Annotated in this window: 18 protein-coding genes and 1 tRNA gene; 6 read left to right on the top strand and 13 right to left on the bottom strand. The window is 41.0% G+C overall.

Annotated elements, in window-relative coordinates; genetic code table 11:
* Positions 1–184: 184 nt before the first annotated feature.
* Positions 185–541: a dihydroneopterin aldolase gene (folB, locus tag C8D94_RS01730; RefSeq protein WP_115122178.1), complete on the top strand. Its 357-nt coding sequence runs from the start codon at positions 185–187 to the stop codon at positions 539–541.
* 45 nt (positions 542–586) lie between these two features.
* Positions 587–657, top strand: a tRNA-Cys gene (locus tag C8D94_RS01725).
* A 44-nt stretch (positions 658–701) separates the two neighbouring features.
* Here C8D94_RS01725 and C8D94_RS01720 read toward each other — a convergent pair.
* The 3 genes from C8D94_RS01720 to C8D94_RS01710 form a co-directional block, all read right to left on the bottom strand.
* Positions 702–1433: a LysE family translocator gene (locus C8D94_RS01720; protein ID WP_115122177.1), complete on the bottom strand. Its 732-nt coding sequence runs from the start codon at positions 1431–1433 to the stop codon at positions 702–704.
* A gap of 33 nt (positions 1434–1466) precedes the next feature.
* Entirely contained in the window at positions 1467–2150 is a 684-nt protein-coding gene (locus C8D94_RS01715) for a head GIN domain-containing protein (RefSeq protein ID WP_115122176.1), read from the bottom strand.
* Positions 2151–2228: 78 nt separating this feature from the next.
* Positions 2229–4463 carry a ribonuclease R family protein gene (locus tag C8D94_RS01710; RefSeq protein WP_115122175.1) on the bottom strand — a complete coding sequence of 745 codons (2235 nt, stop codon included), beginning with the start codon at positions 4461–4463 and terminating at the stop codon, positions 2229–2231.
* A gap of 110 nt (positions 4464–4573) precedes the next feature.
* On the opposite strand from C8D94_RS01710, the gene C8D94_RS01705 reads away from it, so the two are divergent.
* Positions 4574–4813 (top strand): putative signal transducing protein, encoded by a 240-nt coding sequence (locus C8D94_RS01705; RefSeq protein WP_115122174.1) that lies wholly within the window; start codon positions 4574–4576, stop codon positions 4811–4813.
* A 487-nt stretch (positions 4814–5300) separates the two neighbouring features.
* Here the strand turns inward: C8D94_RS01705 and C8D94_RS01700 are convergent, their stop codons facing one another.
* Entirely contained in the window at positions 5301–7058 is a 1758-nt protein-coding gene (locus tag C8D94_RS01700; protein WP_115122173.1) for an FG-GAP repeat protein, read from the bottom strand.
* A 197-nt stretch (positions 7059–7255) separates the two neighbouring features.
* Here C8D94_RS01700 and rpiB point away from each other — a divergent pair, with 197 nt between their 5' ends.
* The 3 genes from rpiB (at position 7256) to C8D94_RS01685 (ending at position 9214) form a co-directional block, all read left to right on the top strand.
* The gene (rpiB, locus tag C8D94_RS01695) at positions 7256–7687 is read left to right on the top strand and encodes a ribose 5-phosphate isomerase B (protein ID WP_115122172.1); all 432 of its coding nucleotides are present in this window, start codon (positions 7256–7258) and stop codon (positions 7685–7687) included.
* 56 nt (positions 7688–7743) lie between these two features.
* A complete protein-coding gene (locus C8D94_RS01690) occupies positions 7744–8658 on the top strand; it encodes a cation diffusion facilitator family transporter (RefSeq protein ID WP_115122171.1) in 915 nt (304 codons plus the stop codon).
* A 115-nt stretch (positions 8659–8773) separates the two neighbouring features.
* Positions 8774–9214 (top strand): GNAT family N-acetyltransferase, encoded by a 441-nt coding sequence (locus C8D94_RS01685; protein WP_115122988.1) that lies wholly within the window; start codon positions 8774–8776, stop codon positions 9212–9214.
* Here C8D94_RS01685 and C8D94_RS01680 read toward each other — a convergent pair.
* The 9 genes from C8D94_RS01680 to C8D94_RS01640 form a co-directional block, all read right to left on the bottom strand.
* The gene (locus C8D94_RS01680; RefSeq protein WP_115122170.1) at positions 9204–9575 is read right to left on the bottom strand and encodes a hypothetical protein; all 372 of its coding nucleotides are present in this window, start codon (positions 9573–9575) and stop codon (positions 9204–9206) included. The two genes, C8D94_RS01685 and C8D94_RS01680, sit on opposite strands and share 11 nt — an antisense overlap.
* Before the next feature lie 68 nt (positions 9576–9643).
* Entirely contained in the window at positions 9644–10207 is a 564-nt protein-coding gene (locus C8D94_RS01675; RefSeq protein ID WP_115122169.1) for a hypothetical protein, read from the bottom strand.
* 6 nt (positions 10208–10213) lie between these two features.
* The gene (locus C8D94_RS01670) at positions 10214–11032 is read right to left on the bottom strand and encodes a sterol desaturase family protein (RefSeq protein WP_115122168.1); all 819 of its coding nucleotides are present in this window, start codon (positions 11030–11032) and stop codon (positions 10214–10216) included.
* 176 nt (positions 11033–11208) lie between these two features.
* Positions 11209–12834 carry a S41 family peptidase gene (locus C8D94_RS01665; protein WP_115122987.1) on the bottom strand — a complete coding sequence of 542 codons (1626 nt, stop codon included), beginning with the start codon at positions 12832–12834 and terminating at the stop codon, positions 11209–11211.
* 150 nt (positions 12835–12984) lie between these two features.
* Positions 12985–13458 carry a DinB family protein gene (locus tag C8D94_RS01660; RefSeq protein ID WP_115122167.1) on the bottom strand — a complete coding sequence of 158 codons (474 nt, stop codon included), beginning with the start codon at positions 13456–13458 and terminating at the stop codon, positions 12985–12987.
* Position 13459: 1 nt separating this feature from the next.
* Positions 13460–13810: a ribonuclease P protein component gene (gene rnpA, locus C8D94_RS01655; RefSeq protein ID WP_115122166.1), complete on the bottom strand. Its 351-nt coding sequence runs from the start codon at positions 13808–13810 to the stop codon at positions 13460–13462.
* A 74-nt stretch (positions 13811–13884) separates the two neighbouring features.
* Complete coding sequence (locus C8D94_RS01650) at positions 13885–15711, bottom strand: M1 family metallopeptidase (RefSeq protein ID WP_115122165.1); 1827 nt, start codon at positions 15709–15711, stop codon at positions 13885–13887.
* Positions 15712–15768: 57 nt separating this feature from the next.
* Positions 15769–17436 carry a S8 family peptidase gene (locus C8D94_RS01645; RefSeq protein ID WP_115122164.1) on the bottom strand — a complete coding sequence of 556 codons (1668 nt, stop codon included), beginning with the start codon at positions 17434–17436 and terminating at the stop codon, positions 15769–15771.
* 11 nt (positions 17437–17447) lie between these two features.
* On the bottom strand, positions 17448–18308 hold the full coding sequence (locus C8D94_RS01640; RefSeq protein WP_115122163.1) for an MBL fold metallo-hydrolase: 861 nt from the start codon (positions 18306–18308) through the stop codon (positions 17448–17450).
* Positions 18309–18505: the final 197 nt, after the last annotated feature.

Below are 18505 nucleotides of genomic sequence, written 5' to 3'. Positions count from 1 at the left end.
GCGCAGTCGAGAGGTTGAATGGTATGCCCTAAACAAGAAATAGTTCTCGACTGCGCTCGAACGGACATCGTTACAACAAGCACAAAGTTAATGAAAAACACACCCCATAGTGCGTTCCTCTCCCAAAAAAAAGCTTGTTGGGGGCGGGCAAGGGGGGAAATTAATATCTTTACAAAAAAAAATTATGAGTACCATTCGCTTAAAAAATGTGCGCATTTTTACCAACCACGGTTGTTTGATTGAAGAAGAAAAGATAGGGAGTGATTACTTGGTAAACCTAAAAGTCAAAGCAGATTTGAGTGAGGCTGCAAAAACCGATAGCTTGAACGATACGGTAGATTACGTCCATTTACAGCACATCATCAAAACCGAAATGGCACAACGAAGCAAACTTTTGGAACAAGTGGGCCAACGCATTATCGATAGAATTTTTGCTGAAATTTCTTTGGTGACAAAAGCGAAGGTTTCTATTTCAAAATTGAACCCACCTATTGGCGGTGATGTGGCCGAAGTGGTAGTGACCATGAAAAGCAAGCGCTAAGGTGTTGAAATTTGTTTTATATTTCTATATTTGCCAATTCATAACGGCATCTTGGCCGAGTGGCTAGGCAGAGGTCTGCAAAACCTTTTACAGCGGTTCGAATCCGCTAGATGCCTCAACATAAATCCAGCCTTTTCGGCTGGATTTTTTTATTATTTACTTAAGGCTGCTGTACTTCCATCACTTCTTCCTCTACGGGTGGGATGGGCTTATCAATAGGGGATTGTTGCTGTGGTATTTTCTCTAGCCCTCTTTGAACCTGTTCCGGAAAGATTCCCTCTACCAATAAAAAGAGTCCAAAAATTGTGATGAGGATACTTATCCACTTTTTGGTCTTGAAGATAACCCGTGGAGTCATTTTACTCTTCAGCTTTTTTGCGAGCAGGATTTTCAGCAAATCTGTTGCAAAGAAAACAATGAGGACCGTACTTAAAAACAACAGTACTCCTCTCTCTGAAGAGGTAAGTGCATTGGCCATAATAATAGTACCTATCCAACCAGCAAGCACCCCAAAGTTCACGAAGTTGAGCAGGAACCCCTTTAAGAAAAGACCTCCCAGATTTTTTTTGATGGAAACCGCATAATGTTCCCTAACGATCTTAATTAAATTTCTTGAGGTTCGGATATACGATATCACGCCATAGGCAATCAATACAACCCCTCCAAAAATGAGCAATCCCGGGTCGTCCTTTACCCGTTCCAATATCTTACTGGTACTAAAATAGGCAATGATGATAAAGATAATATCGGCAAAAATGGCACCCAGATCGAAGGCAACACCAGCACGAAAACCTTTGGTAATACTGGTCTCGATAAGGGTAAAGAATACAGGGCCTACTGCAAAAGCAAGTAGGAAACCATAAAAAGCCGCATAACCAATACCGTCGAACATAGTATCGTAAAAGTACGAAGTTTTGGGCGTTTGCTATGGGGCTTCTTTAATAACTTTGATACGCCCGCCAAACAATTTCTTTTTATCAATTTCCTTTGGATTGCCATATACATAGACGCTACCACCGGCTTTAATGTCAATTTTGGCTAGCTGCGATGCGTTGATATCTGCTTCTCCTCCAGCCTTGATAGTAACACTAGTGGTTTCGGTTTTTAGGTCTTTACCGTTGGAGATACCGCCTGTGTTGATGGATAGGTCTTGGGATGTTGCGGTCCCTTGTAGCCAGAGCTTTCCTCCCGTTACTGCTTTTGAGATTAATTGCGTAACAGCCAAGGTTAGTTTTATTTCGCCACCTTCCTGTACGCGCAGTTCCAGGCTCTCACGTTCCAAAACTTGGTCGCTGGTAATGGTAACACCTTCATTGGCATCTATCACCGCTAGGTCTTTATAATACACTACTACAGCATTGGCACTACCACTAAACGGTTTGGTAGTTTTCATTCTAATTTTTAAAGTACCATCTTTGTTAACCAATGAAATTTCATCTTTGTCCTCGCCAGTGAGCAGTACTTTATTTTCTGTGGAGGGGATCAGGTTTACATAGATCAAGTCATAGACTTTCAACTCACTAAAATCGCCAATGTTTTGTTCTACAGAGTCTTGTGCCAATAGGGAAACACTTATCAATACAAGAAGGATAGAAAGGTAGGTTTTCATGACAGGAATTTTATGGTTTAGCAGGCATCTTGGAATCCAATTAATGAATTTAAAAAAATCTACTTTATATCTAAATTTTTACTGCTCCACATGCCCTAGCATCGTAAAGTCCAAATGCTTTTGTACCAGGTCGGCATTTTTTACTTTAACCTTTACCGTATCGCCAAGAACATAAGCATTTTTACTATGTTGGCCCACAACGGCAAAATTCTCTTTGTCCAAATCGTAATGATCGTCGTCCAGGTCCTGTAGGCGCACCATGCCTTCGCATTTATTCTCAATGATCTCTACATAGATTCCCCACTCTGTCACACCTGAGATGACACCCACAAATTCTTCATCTTTATGGTCTTGCATGTATTTTACCTGCATGTATTTTATACTATCACGCTCTGCGTTGGTGGCGAGTATTTCCATTTCGGTACTGTGGCCGCAGCGGTCTTCGTATTTCTCTTCCTTGGCACTTGGTTTATTGTCTAAATACCGCTGTAACAAGCGATGCACCATCACATCTGGATAGCGACGTATGGGTGAGGTGAAGTGTGTATAATAATCGAACGCCAGCCCATAGTGCCCAATGTTATGGATGGTATATTGGGCCTTGCTCATGGTGCGTATAGCAATGGTATCTATCATATTCTGCTCTTTTTTTCCTTGTACATCTTTTAAGAGCTTGTTCATAGAAGCTGCAGTTCGCTTTCGGTCCCGGGTATCCATTTTGTACCCAAATTGTTTGATGATATTCTGCAACGCTGCAATCTTTTGGTCATCGGGTTCGTCGTGTACACGGTACACAAATGTTTTCTTTGGGTTCTGTTTGCCAATAAATTCGGCTACACTGCGGTTGGCCAAGAGCATAAATTCTTCAATGAGCTTGTTGGCATCTTTGCTTTCCTTGAAATAGACACCTTCGGGATTGGCGTTTTCATCCAAAATAAATTTTACCTCTACTTTATCAAAACTTATCGCCCCGGCGTGCATGCGTTGTTTACGTAGGATTTTAGCCAAGCGGTCCATTTCTACAATGGCTGCAGCAATGGGTTGAGCAACGGTATATTCTTTTCCTGTAAGGGAAATATTGGCTGGGATAGTTCTTATTTTTTCTGAAATAGTATCACCCATCTTAAAGTTATTTGATTCTGAAGCCTCAATAATCTGTTGGGCCTCTTCGTATGCAAAACGGGCATCACTATAGGTTACGGTTCTTCCAAACCATTTTTTTACCACTTCAGCTTTGTTATTGACTTCAAACACTGCAGAGAAGGTGTATTTTTCCTCATTGGGACGTAGCGAGCATGCGTTGTTGGAAAGAATCTCTGGCAACATGGGCACTACTCTATCCACCAGATAAACTGATGTGGCACGCTCGTAAGCTTCGTCGTCCAATATACTTCCTGGTTTTACGTAATGGGAAACATCGGCAATGTGGATGCCAATTTCGTAGTTTCCGTTATCCAAGACTTCAAAACTCAGGGCATCGTCAAAATCTTTTGCATCTTTTGGATCTATTGTAAATGTGAGTGTTTTTCGCATATCGCGACGTTTTTTTATTTCGTCGTCATGGATGCGGGTATCCAGCTCATTGGCATATTTTTCAACTTCGTAGGGAAACTCATACGGCAATCCGTACTGTGCCAGGATGGCATGTATTTCGGTATTGTGTTCGCCTGGTTTACCCAACACTTTAAGTACACTTCCTAATGGAGATTCAGAATTTTGTTCCCACCCCTCCATTTTTACTAACACTTTATCACCATCTTCGGCTTTGTTTATCTTACTTTTTGGTACAAAGATATCAGTGTACATATTGTAGCCCATACATTCTACGAAGGCAAATTTATCGGAGACTTGGATGGTACCCACAAATTCGGTGCGTTTACGTTTGATGATGTTGGTAACTTCTCCCTCCATTCTTCCACCGCGTTTTCGCTTAAATACATACACTTCAACGGTGTCACCATTAAGGGCTTTGTTCAGGTTTTTGTTGGATACTTTTATATCGTCCTCAAGATCTTCCACGATCACAAAACCGCGACCGCGACCTGTAATATCCATGGTTCCGGTATAATAGTTCTTAGAGGGTGCAACTATGTACTTACCGCGATCTACTTCCTGTATATCTCCTTTTACTTGTAACTCCTTTAGTTTTTTTACGATCTGGTTGCGACTGCTGGGATCGTCCACGCCTAACTTTGCTGCGATTTGTTTATGGTTAATGGGAGTTCCGTTGCTCTTGCGGAGTATGGTCAGGATGCTATTGGTGAGTCCCTGTATTTTATTATTGTTTCTTCTTCTTTTCTTACGTTTCGGCATGGTTTTTTCTTATAATTCGTAAAAGTACTATTATTAACACAACCTTACGTTTGCATTGTGAAAGATTTAGTACCTTCACTTCTACTACGCTCAGTAACCAGTATGTTGTTATGAAAGATTACCAAGTTATAGCAATTTTCACCTATCCCAGTGAATATACGGTACTGCAACATTTGTTGCAACAGGCTGGATTGCGTTTTTTATTCCAGAACGAGACCATGGTGAGTGTGCTTCCTTTCCACAGTAATGCCTTTGGTGGCATCCGTCTTTTGGTACATCGGGAAGATGTCACAGAGGCTTCAAAAATTCTGAGCGATCTAAACAACCCCTCGCAACTTAAAATCGTCTGATTTTTTTCAAGTTATCATACTTTTCAACAACTATATAATCATCTTTTCTTTTTTTCTAAATTTTAAAAATAAAATGATGATGATGATAGGGTGTTAACAAGGGGTATAACTTTTTGAGGGTTTGTTTGTATTTCAAATTATCACCTTTTCCATACAGGTTGTTAACATACTTTTAAGAAACTATTTCCTTTTAAAATGAAGCAATTACAAAGTACTATAAACAGTTGTTGATAACGTGAGTTGACAATCAATTTTTAATAAGATTTCTGAAATTTTATGTTTGAAAACTACAGTTTGATGCTGATAACTCGCCAAAAAATTACAGCGTTATTTTTAGGAATACTGAAAAGAAAGTGCATATTGATTTCTCAAGTGAAAGTACCAAATGTTTTTGTGCATTTTCAGTAAACAAATATCAACAATCTTGTTAACTAAAATATAAAGCTACGGTTAAGAAATGGTTATGATTGAAGACTAGGATATTATATTAATTGGCAGTGTAAATATATACCGCACCACTATTGCTAGCCGCGTTATTGGTTTGGTCTCCGTTTATACCTGTTGCATTGCTGTCCTCGTAAACGGCACCTGATATTATTAAATTTCCATTGCTAGAAACAGTAGTACTCTCTAAACGTTCATTTGGTTCTGTGTTGGATGCTTTTATATACGCTTGTTGTGTCCATACATTTTCATTTCTTGAAAAAACATATATGGAGCCAGAATTAATAGAAGAATTATCTAGTTGGTTACCATTTATTCCTGTAGCATTACTGTCTTCATTGGTGGCACCTATTGCAATTCTGTTTCCATTATCTGAAGAAGAAATATTCCACCCAAATAAATCATCAGAGTCTGTGTTGGATGCTTTTATATACGCTTGTTGTGTCCATACAACTCCACTAAACGTAAACACATATACAGCTCCACTTTCTATTGATGAATTATCCGATTGATTTCCATTAATTCCGGTACTATTACTATCCTCATAGGGTGCACTCACCAGTAGTGTATTCCCATCTCCTGAAATACATAAATACCTCCCAAATTGATCATTTGCCTCAGTATTGGACGCTTTAATATAAGTTTGTTGTTCCCATACAGTTCCACTACGAGTAAAAATATATACCGCCCCACTATTTGTTGCACTATTATTATTTTGATCTCCATCAATTCCAACCGCATTACTATTTTCCAGACTTGCACTAACCCCTAATATATTTCCGTTATCTGAAAGAGAGACTCTATAACCAAAATAGTCGCTTATATCTGTATTAGAAGCCTTAATATAAGCCTGTTGTGCCCATACATTTCCGCTACGTATATAAATATATACTGCTCCACTTTGACCTGCACTATTATCGGTTTCATCCCCATTAATTCCAACTGCGCTACTGTCTTCGCCAAATGTTCCAACAGCGAGAGTATTTCCATCGCCCGAAATAGAAACAGTTCTTCCAAATTGATCATTTGCATCTGTGTTGGACGCTTTAATATATGCTTGTTGTTCCCATACAGTTCCACTACGAGTAAAAATATATACCGCCCCACTATTTGTTGCGCTATTATCAGTTTCATCCCCGTTAATACCAACTGCGTTACTATCTTCATTAAGCGCACTTACAGCAAGCGTATTTCCATCTCCAGATAGGGTAAGGTTAAAACCAAAAAGATCATTTGCCTCAGTATTGGATGCTTTAATATATGCTTGTTGTGACCATATATTTCCACTACGAGTAAAAATATATACCGCCCCACTACTTGTTGCACTATTATCAGCTTGATTGCCGTTTATACCTGTAGCACCACTATTTTCAGTTGCTGCACTCACAGCAAGTGTTTCATTATTATCTGATATTGAAACACTATAACCAAACAAATCATCTGAATCTGTATTAGAGGCTTTTACATAATCAATGGTACTACTCGCATCAAAAACGGGTGGTCCAACTTCTGTGAGCACAGGATTTCCACTACCATCGGTCCCAATACATACCCAACCTCCATTCTGGTAAAAACAGGTGCTGCTTCTGGATATGTCGAAAACAGTGGTTCCTTCAACAGGAGTATTACCCTGGCCATCTGTAACATCTTCTACAGAAGTTACTCTTGGTAGTACGAGACCAGTATTATCAACAGAGGTAACATCTAATGTTCCCTGTGGGTTCGTAGTATTAATACCCACTTGGGCAAATGTTGTTGCTGTTGTTACAAACAACAAAAAAAAGTAAAAACGATTCATCATGATTTTAAATTTAAAAACAGGTAGAACCGGTAAATTTGGGACATGCCAAAAGTAGGTCTATTATTAGCTTACTGAAATACCCTTTAATGGGTATTTTATTATATAATAGCACAGGAATTAAACTATTTAATAACAGATTCTTAACTATCTTTGTATTAATAAAATTAAAACCTAACCCGACATCTCAGACTTTACACATGAAAATAGCCATAGGAAACGACCACGCAGGAACCGATTACAAAAACACCATTACTGCCTATCTAGAAAGTGAAGGTCATAAAGTGACCAATTACGGCACCGATAGTGATGAGAGTGTAGACTATCCAGATTTTGTGCATCCCGTGGCGGCAGCTGTTGAAGCTGGAAACGTTGATTACGGAATCATAATCTGCGGAAGCGGTAATGGGGCGAACATGACGGCCAATAAACATCAGAAAGTACGTTCGGCACTGTGTTGGACCAAAGAGATCACTGCTCTGGCAAGAGAACATAACGACGCGAATGTGTTGAGTATCCCCGCTCGATTTACAAGTGAACCCCAAGCACTGGAAATGGTAAAAACGTTCCTGAACACCGATTTTGAAGGTGGTCGCCATTTACGCCGTGTAGAAAAAATAGCTTGCTCTTAAAAAGGTATTGAGTTATCAAGTTATTGAGTAACTTTGGGTTAATTACTCCAAAAAAAGTGGCTCAAAACCATTCCCATCACGAGCATTCCCACCAAGACCTAAAAGGGCGCAACCTCCTCCTTTCCATTGGGTTGAATATTATTATAACCGTTGCCCAAATTATTGGTGGCCTCATTTCTGGGAGTCTTTCTTTATTGAGTGATGCCTTGCACAATTTTAGCGATGTACTCTCGCTCATTGTGAGCTATATAGCTGATAAATTTTCAAAAAAAGCGGCCTCCTTCGATAAAACATTTGGTTACAAACGTGCCGAAATTATTGCAGCGTTTGTCAATGCGGCTACCTTGCTCATTGTTGCGGTGTATCTAATCTATGAAGCGGTGCTTCGGTTTATGAATCCGCAGGAGATTGAGAGCGGATTGGTAATTTGGTTGGCCATTTTAGGGATTGCTGCAAACGGTTTCAGTGTGTTATTACTGAAAAAGGACAGTAAGGAGAATATGAATATGCGTTCTGCATATTTACACTTGTTAACCGATATGTCTGCCAGTGTTGCGGTTTTGATCGGGGGGTTGCTAATGAAATATTTTGGATGGTTTTGGGTAGATAGTGTTCTTACGGTCCTTATAGCAATATACCTGTTATTCATGGGCTACGATTTGCTGAAAAGCAGCTTTAAGATTTTAATGCTCTTCACCCCAGACGATATACGTTTGGAGGAACTTCGCGAAGCCATTTCCGAAGCACCCGAAATAAAAAACGTACACCATATGCACATCTGGCAGCTCAACGAAAACGAAACCCATCTAGAGGCGCATATTGATTTTCACGAAGACATTACCTTATCACGGTTCGATACAATATTAGATCAAGTTGAAAAAAGACTGTATAAGGACTTCGGGATAAACCATGTGAACATCCAGCCCGAGTACAAAAAAGATGATGCCAAGGATGTAATTGTACAGGATTAGCTCTGGCAGTAATTAACCCACCATTAATTACAGAAATTAAACCTACATTTGAAAATGATATAATTTCCGCTTCTTGAGCCCTATGAAACGCTCAGGAGAAACGAAAGGACCAAGTATGGAAATCACGGTTAAAAAATTTGAAGAGCTTACTATTTATGAACTTTACGATATCCTTCAGTTACGAAGTGAAGTGTTTGTAGTGGAGCAAGATTGCGTATACCAAGACATTGATGGAAAAGATGCCAACGCATTACATGTAATCGGGAAGAAAAATGATACCATTGTAGCGTATACACGTTGTTTCCCACCTGGGATTTATTTTGAGGAGGCTGCGATAGGAAGGGTAGTGGTTCCCGAAAAAGAACGGAAATTTGGCTATGGCCATGAAATTATGGAAGCTTCGGTTACGGCCATAGAAAAAAAGTTCCGCACCAAAAAAATAAAACTTTCGGCGCAGACCTATTTAATTCAGTTTTACGAATCACACGGATTTGTAACTACCGGCGAGGGCTACCTAGAAGACGGTATCCCGCACATTGCCATGGTTACAGCTTGATGAGATTTTTCTCTAAGTTAAGATCCTTCAACATTTCGTTGGTAAACTTATAGTGCCCTCTACGGGTAATGATCTTAAAACGGTGATTTTTCATACGTGTCAACACATCCAAAAACCTCCATTTCGACTTGAGCAAACTTGGTTTTTCACTTTTCAGGCTTACTTCAAAATAGTGCTTAATGCCAGCGCGCTCGGCTACAATATCTGGCGTAATGCTAATATCGCTACCTGCCTTTTTGTACGATTTTGGGGTTTCGTAACCCTCAAGATCTGCTTTGATGTTTTCAAATCCTTTGTTCTCTAAATACGCTACGGACTCCTCGAGCGTCTCTGTATTTTCCTGTTTGTCTACTTGTACCATAACCCATAGTATACGAAAAATAGATATACGAAGCAATTAAAGTTTTGTTAAGGTGCCTATTCTCACAATTATAGCATTCTCAATAGCTTATTGTATTGTTCAATTAGCTCTCTTTCTTTGATTACTACATCTGTCATTGTTATAGATAGAAAACGAGCAGCTTTCGACTTTTCTTCTTTATTGGGACCTCCAATATCTATGGACATCAAACCTGTTATAACCAGCGTTGAAAACTCATTGTATCTATCCTGGAGGGTGTATGCTTTGTTTATTTCCTGAATCTCTTGAAGGGGCAACGTATTAATAATACCTGTCTGGATGCTGGTTTCATAAGCACTATCCGTCAAGGACCATAAGTTTACACCTTTAAAAAAAGAAGGATTTGTTATTCCTTTATTGTTTGAAGCGAAATACCTGGTCGTGTCGCGCAACATTACATGATATTTTTGAACTTGCTTTATTAGAGCTTTGTTTTCAGTCAGTTCCGCAATCAAACTTTCTTTTAGGTTTTTGGAACGTTCATTTTCTTTTCTACTTTCTGTCCAATTTGAAACCAGGAATCCCAAAAACACCCCAATAGCCACGGGAATAATCTGAAATACAAATTCTCTAATATAATATCTTTTTCCCATAACTACTTATGTTTTACTTTTCACATTTCTGTTAAAGGGAATACCCAATTGCACGGCAATACTCTCGTCATCGGTATGGTCTGCAATGTCCACTCCATACTGGATTTGTGAAGTATCACCATATACAAACGTCCCGAACAACCTATCCCAAATAGAAAGCATGTTGCCATAGTTACTATCGGTCCATGGCAACTGGAAGTGATGATGGAATTTGTGCATGTTTGGGGTAACGATCACATAACTCAACGTCTTGTCCAGTCCTCTTGGTAACGAAATATTTGCGTGGGTAAAGTATGTAAAGGCAACACTCAAGATTCTATAGAAAAGATAAAATGCAATGGGCATCCCAGTGATCACCACCGCTACAAGAGCAAAGCTTTCACGAATGATAAAATCTATGGGGTGGTGGCGTGTGCCCGTCGTTACGTCCACGTTTTTGTCGCTGTGGTGTACCAAATGCAAACGCCACATCGCAGGCACTTTGTGCAAGCAATAGTGTACAAAATACTGTGCAATTAAATCTAATATGGCAATTGCAATAAGCAGCTCTAGCCAAATGGGAGCTTCAAATAAGTGTAGCAACCCAAATTGTGTAGCGTCCAACCATTCAAAAATCCCCACAGTGGCAATACCAAATATTGCATTAATGATCATTACAAAAAGTAAAAGGACGAGGTTTACTTTAGCGTGCTTCCACTTTTTGTATTTAAGTACGACCAAGCTGTAATATCCCTCCAAGATCCAAAACAACCCTAAGGTAAAAAACACCCAAAGTGCTTTCATCCAAGTGGGCATGGTCTCAAAAAAAAGAAGGAAATTTTCCATGATGTGTGTATCGTCAGTTCGAGAGGATTTTGATTAGGACCTTAATCTTTATTCAAAACTTATATCCAGAACGATCGCTTCATATAATTTAAAATACTTGGTTGTTGGCTCAAATTATCTCAAGTGCTTGAGTGGTTATTTTCAGCCCTAAAGCTGAAAATAATACTATCGAGAGCCTATTTCTTCAATATCTTTTTATATTTATTTTCATTAGTAAGCACATCAATCCCTGCTAAAATTTCGGGGTTGTTCACCACTTGGTAATCGTACAGGCCTTCTTTGTAGAAGTAGCGTTTCAGGATTTCATCGCTCAACAACGATTTTATCTCGGCTTTTTTGGCAACCAATTTCTTCTCCTTTGCTGCATCAATCGATTGCATCAATGCTTCATAATCTCCAGAAATTTCTTTTGCGATGTCTTCATCTTCGGCACTTCTAAGGGCCTCTGCAAACTCTTTTTCGGTTTCGGTTTCATAACTGAATCCCTTTCGCTTCAGAAAATCAAGAAAATTTCTAAAGTCGGAATCCTTGAACTCAAACCCTTTCCAGTCGGCCATTTGATTGTTGTAATGGTATTCAGTAGCATAATCAAAAATTGCCTGATCTTTCAGCAATGCAGTCGTGATAGGACTAAAAACAGCTGTTTCCACCTCAATATCCGGGAGGATACCACCACCATCATACACGGTTCTCCCACCCTTGGTAGTGTATTTGTTGTACTCCTTGGCATCTACCCGAACGGGATCCCCGTTTTCGTCACGGTTCCAGTAGTCCAGTGCTTGGATACAACGACCACTGGGGGTATAATAGCGGGAAATGGTCACTTTTAACTGTGTGCCATACGTGAGTTTTTTGGGGCGCTGGACAAGCCCTTTCCCAAAACTTCGGGCACCAACCACCACGGCACGGTCCAGGTCCTGCAAACCACCCGAAACAATCTCGCTGGCGGAGGCACTGCGGCCGTTTACCAATACCACTAGAGGTATCTCGGTATCTACAGGTTCATTCTTGGTTTTATACACCTTATTGTATTTTTCGATAGATGATTTTGTAGTGGTAATTACTTCCCCCTTGGGCACAAAGAGGTTTACTATGCTTATGGCCTCGTTGAGCAATCCGCCCGGATTACCCCGTAGATCGAGAATAATTTTATTGGCTCCCTGCTCTTTTAAATCCAGTAGTGCAGCTTTGGTCTCTAAAGTGGTTTTTCGGTTAAATTTTTGCAATACTATGTAACCTATATTATCATCCAATAATTTGTAATACGGCACCGCCTTAACATCTACCTTTCGTCTGTTAAGGGTTGTAGTTTGGGTTTTTCCTTGGCGGTTGTAGGTGAGCGATACGGATGACCCTGCGGCACCTTTCAACAACTCACCGGCGTCGTCGTCAAAATCGGCCAGGGTGGTGTTGCCCACTTTTATTATCTCGTCGCCTGCTTTGAGACCGGCCTCGTCTGCGGGATACCCCTTAAAAGGCTCCATAATGATAATTTTATCCTTAAGTGTTTTTACCGAGGCACCAATACCTGTGTAGGTTCCTGAATTACGGATGCGGGCATCCTCCACTTCTTGTTCGTTCCAATACACCGTATAAGGATCCAGATCTTCCAGCATTCCCTTAATGGCTTTGTCCATAAGGGTCGCGGGGGTTACTTCGTCCACGTAGTTCATGTTCAGTTCCTTGTACATGGTGGTGAAGATCTCGATCTGTTTGGCAATCTCGAAAAAATCGTTCTTAAAACTTACTGTGGTGAAGAATATAATGCCGGCCAGTGCGGAAAATAGGAGCTTCTTTTTCATAGTTTTTATTTTGATTGAATACATGTTATGGGTAACTTATAAAAGATGGCAAACCCTTTTATTTTAGGTCTAAACCACACTACAATACAACGAAAAAACGGCTGTTCCCGTATGTTTTAAAGGTATAAAATTTCTTCGGAAATGGAAGTGTTAGCGGTTTTGTTCACGGAGCAGCTTTTTTAGCAACGAAATCTGTCCCAAATGGTAGTGGGTGTGCTCTATGACGCCGTGGATATTTCGATAGTAGGTTCCGTAAGCTTCCTTTATGAAACTTTCGTAGAGTTTTTCTTCTGAAAGATTTGCAACCAGTTCTCCAAAACGTGCCGCTTCTTTCCAGGTTTCGTTTTTTAGTTGTTCCCAATCCTTTTCAGAAGTAACCGGCGGATGGTAAAAACTCAGGCTATCGTGTGCTTCCAATGGCCCGCCTTCCAAAACCCCCATTACAGCTTTGCAATAGTACTGGATGTGGTACACCAACGTAGCGATGGTATTGCAGGATCCCACTTTTGCAACAGCTTCCTCTAAAGAAATATCTTCCAGCACCTTTTTGAAGCTTACCCCAGTGTAATTTCCACCGTGGATAAGATCTTTGTAGAGTTTTGAAATATGTTGTGGGGTGGTCATCTTATAATTTATTAAGCAAAGTAATCATAGCTTTTTCCAACTGCCCATAGCTGGTTTTTTCCTTTCCAATATATAAGAACAACAGAGCGTAATGGTCTTTTTCTTTTTTGGGCAATCGTGATTTTTGCAAACGGTAGGCTTCCCGCAGTTGGCGCTTGATGCGGTTTCGGGTCACGGCACTCTTAAAGTTTCGTTTAGGGACCGCAAAAGCTGCCTGATGGTTTTCAAAGGTTTCCATTTTCAGAAAAAATAGCTTTACAGGATATTTTGAAGTAGTGTTTCCCACATCGAACAATTGCCCGATGATCTTTCGGGACTTTAATTTTTCTTTTTTTGGAAAAGCGTTTACCACGGGGTAAAGATATAAAAAGACCCATCACATAGTACTATGTGATAGGCCAGTTTCGGTTTACTTGTTTACTAAAACTACTCTATTCCGTAGCTATTGTTTTCGCGGTTTACATCGGCCATGAGCATACTGGCGTCTATCACCATGCTTTGCACTTTTTTACCGGAAGGGATTTCAAAACTATAGGTGGGGTATGCCCAGGCCCAGTCGTCCAGTACGGTCCAGGGTACATCGCTATAAGGGTTTTCCTTTTCGGCGCGTGCCATTTGCAAAGGAATATGGAAGGTTTCTTGGCTTCCGTCCTCATACGTCACACTTAAATCTATGGGCATTGGCATAAAGCCGATACGCTCTAAAGTAACGGTTGTACCTCCGTTTGTATTTGCTTCAATTCCCTTAATACCATAATCTATGGTTTTGGTGGTTTGCATAAAGTCCATAAGGTACCAGTCCAGCTCGAACCCAGAGACTTTTTCGGCTACACGGATAAAATCGTTTGGAGTTGGGTGCTTAAATGCCCAGTCCTTGAAATACTGCTTGATGGTCTTATCCAGATTTTCTTTCCCAATGACATAGCCCAACTGCGCCAAGAACACCGCACCCTTACTGTAAGCGGTGATAGAGTAGGAGCGGTTTAGGTTATAACGGTCTGCGTGTGTGGTGGCAGGCTCTTCGGTACCGCTGGTGGCCAAAAATTGGTAACCACGATACGCTCCAGAGACTGGGTTGGGGTTTTTCTCGTCCATCACCTCGTTTTCAGCCAGAGAGGAAATATACACTGTAAATCCTTCGTCCATCCACTCGTGCTTTCCTTCGTTGGTAGCCAGCAAAAACTGGAACCATGTGTGTGCCAGCTCGTGTGCCGTTACACCAAAAAGACTTCCGAATTTTCGCTCACCCGTAATCAATGTGCTCATGGCATATTCCATACCGCCATCGCCACCCTGTATCACGGAGTATTGTTTGTAGGGGTATTCGCCTATGTTCTCGTTAAAATAGTTCAGCAAATCTGCAGTGAGCGGTTGCAGTTTTTTCCAGTTATCAAGGATGTCGGGATTGTTCTTGTAATAAAAATTGAGTGTGACACCGTTAGGTCCATCGTACTGGTCATGGATGTATTCGGGATCTGCTGCCCAAGTAAAATCGTGTACCCGTGGTGCAATAAACTGCCATGTTTTTTTGCCCTTCTTTCCTTTTTTCACTTTTGGGTAATTGCCACCTTTTACATTGGAGGCGCTATATCCAGTTCCTCCAACAATGTAATCCTCATCAATATGAATGGTCACGTCAAAATCTCCCCACGGGCTATGGAACTCACGGCCTATGTAGGGATCGGCATGCCAGCCCTGAAAATCGTATTCTGCCATCTTTGGGTACCACTGGGTCATGGAGAACGCAACACCCTCTTTGTTGGTGCGGCCGCTTCTTCTAACCTGTAGGGGTACTTGGGCGTCCCATTCCATGTTGAAGGTCGTGGTCTGGCCCGGTTGTATAGGTTGGTTCAGTTCAACCTCCAAGATGGTCCCCACTACCTCGTAATTGAGTTTTTTCCCGTCTTGGGCTAGCATTGTAGGCTTTATGTACCCTATCTCTTCGGGGGATAGCTTAGAAATTCTATCCTTCACCCTTCCGTCCGGATCTGCAATGGTACGTGAGCGTACATCCATTTCGCTTCCGGGCTGGAACGCATTGAAATACAAATGGTAGAACACACGATCCAAAACATCGGGTGAGTTGTTTGTGTACTTTAAGGTTTGTTTTCCTTTGTACTGAAATTTATCGGCATCCACATCAATATCCATGGTGTAGTCTACCTTTTGCTGCCAGTAGTCCGTATTGTTCTGTGCCGTTACCGAAACTACAAGCAAAGCTGCCCAAAAGGTATTAAAGAATATTTTTTTCATAAAAATTTGATTTTAAGATAATTATACCCTCCCCCAGTGGGGGAGGTATGGAGGGACCTACATCTTGCTCGCCATAATCAAGGCGTTGTACAAGTTTACCATTTTCCCAGATTTTGAAATATTCTGGAAATTGTCGGTATTGGAGGCATCGCCACCTAAGATTACGTTACTTTTTGAAGCCAAGCCGCTATCCATGATCACTTGCTTTACCTGCGATGCTGAAAGTTTAGGATACATAGAACGGATAACTGCAGCTACTCCAGCGACGGCGGGAGCGGCCATAGAGGTTCCTTGTAAATATTCGTAATTATCTTTTTGTACAGTGGACCAGATTTTCACACCTGGTGCAAACACATCTACGTTTGATTTTCCATAGTTTGAGAAATTGGCTACCAATCCTTCGCCATAGTCATAATTCAAGGCGCCTACGGTTAAAACGTTGTTTGCATATTCTGGGCCTGTTTTGTTTTGGTCATTGGGATATACCATGGTTTCGTCAAGGTTCAATCCTTCGTTACCTGCTGCGTTCACAATTAGCACATCTTTCTTTTCGGCATATTTAATGGCATCCATTACCCATTCAGGATGCGTGGAGTAGTATTTTCCGAAGCTGGTGTTGATTACTTTTGCTCCATTATCTGCAGCGTATCGAATAGCGTTTGCGATATCCTTGTCGTACTCGTCGCCATCTGGCACAGCACGCAACACCATTATCTTTACATTATTTGCAACTCCGTCTAGACCAATCTCGTTGTTGCGTTCACCAGCAATGATTCCCGCTACGTGGGTTCCGTGTCTAGCATCTTCTTCGTCAGGGTCTGGACCGTCAACATCATTGTTACCGTAATATTTGGTGCTGTTATCATCAGGATCATCACCCAGATTTTCTGCACGGAAATTTTTATCCATGTTAAAATGTGAGTCCAATCTTCCTTCAAAATATTCGATACCGCCTTTTAGTTCTTTCATTACCGCCGGGACGCTGTCGCCAAAGCTTAGCATTTGGGTAAGCATTGCGATTTGTTGTTGCTCGGGCGGTGTAGGGTTTGAGATCCCGGCCAGATCTTCTTTGGTATAATCTTCCTTGCCAAATTTTTGGGTCATGGCATTATGTGCAGGCTTAACTTGTGCCAAAATTTGAGTGTATTGTGTGGCTTGTGCCATGGCCTGTTGCCTTTCTTTTTCGTATTCAGCCAGTGCTTTTTTATAGAGATCAAACTCAGCACGGTCTGCAGCACTAATGGAAGCTTCGGTCTTACCTTCATACTTGGGCTTCAATTTTTTGATAATACGAACGTATTCCATGTTTTCGGCAACAATATTGCCAAGGAAATTCCAACCGTGAACATCATCTACATAACCATTTTTATCATCGTCTTTTCCGTTGTTGGGAATTTCATCCTCGTTGGTCCAGATTACATTTGTAAGGTCCTCGTGTTCAATGTCAATCCCACTGTCTATCACACCCACAATTACGGTTTCGCCTTTTTGATTTTTAATAATTTCGTCATAAGCCCTGTCAACACTCATCCCGGGGATGGTATCTGCTACTAGGTCTGCCGCCGCCCAGTTTTTGTACTGCACATCATTTAGGGGCGCAGTTTTAAGCGGTATACTGTCTATATTTTCTATAGGAGTAGATATTACGGGTGCTACGGAGGTTCCGCAACCTGCCAACAAAGCCGCTCCAGAGAGAGCCAATAGTGAAGATTTAAGAATGTTCATTTGTTTTTCGTTTAATTAAAGAGTTCGTTAAATGTATATGTTTGGTCCAAACGGACGCCTTTTTCAGTATGTTTTACTGTAATTATCTGGTTATGGGCATCGTGCTCCAGCCAGAGGTAATAGTTATTGTCTGCCGCCGCATTCAGGAATTTTTCTTTCTCGGGAAGTGTTAACAACGGTCTTGTGTCGTACCCCATCACGAAGGGAAGCGGTAAATGGCCTGCCGTTGGCAGCAAATCTGCCATAAAGACGAGGGTTTTTCCTTTGTATTGAATGTGCGGAATCATTTGCTTATCGGTATGCCCATCTGCAAAAAAAATGCCGAAATCGAGCGCTGAGGTTTTAGCATAGTCTGAAGCAGGCTTTTCAACAAAATGCAATTGCCCGCTCTCCTGCATGGGAAGGATATTCTCTTTTAAAAATGAAGCCTTTTCGCGCCTGTTGGGCTGTGTGGCCCATTGCCAATGGTCTTCGTTGCTCCAAAACTTGGCATTCTTAAAAGCGGGTTCGTAACCGGTTCGGTCTTTGTTCCATTGTACACTGCCACCACAATGGTCAAAGTGGAGATGGGTCATAAAAACATCGGTTACATCATCACGGTGGAAACCAGCCTTTTTAAGCGAATCGTCCAAGTTGTGATCCCCCCAGCGATAATAGTAGCCAAAGAACTTTTCGGACTGCTTATTGCCCATTCCGGTATCTATCAATATGAGCCTGTCGCCATCTTCAATGAGCATGCAGCGGGCGGCAATATCTATCATATTGTTGCCGTCTGCTGGGTTGGTTCGGGTCCAAAGGGATTTGGGTACAACACCAAACATGGCGCCGCCGTCCAACTTGAAATTTCCAGCCTCTATAGGGTAAATTTTCATGCGCACGCAAAATACAAAAAGGTTGCCGAAACTGTCTTGGCGTTAAGGTTTTATTAAGAAGTTGAAAGCGGATTACATAAATGAAAACTATTTTGTTGTGTAACTATTTGATCTGAAACTTCAATATAAGCACATAAATTTTAACTTGGGTCTATATATAATCCCAGCTTTGAAAACAATGAAGTTTATGCTTTGAA

Source organism: Marinirhabdus gelatinilytica (genome assembly GCF_003353425.1).
Classification (GTDB): Bacteria; Bacteroidota; Bacteroidia; order Flavobacteriales; family Flavobacteriaceae; genus Marinirhabdus; species Marinirhabdus gelatinilytica.
Note: the sequence above shows the minus strand (reverse complement) of the source record. Positions and strands in the feature narration are given on the sequence as shown.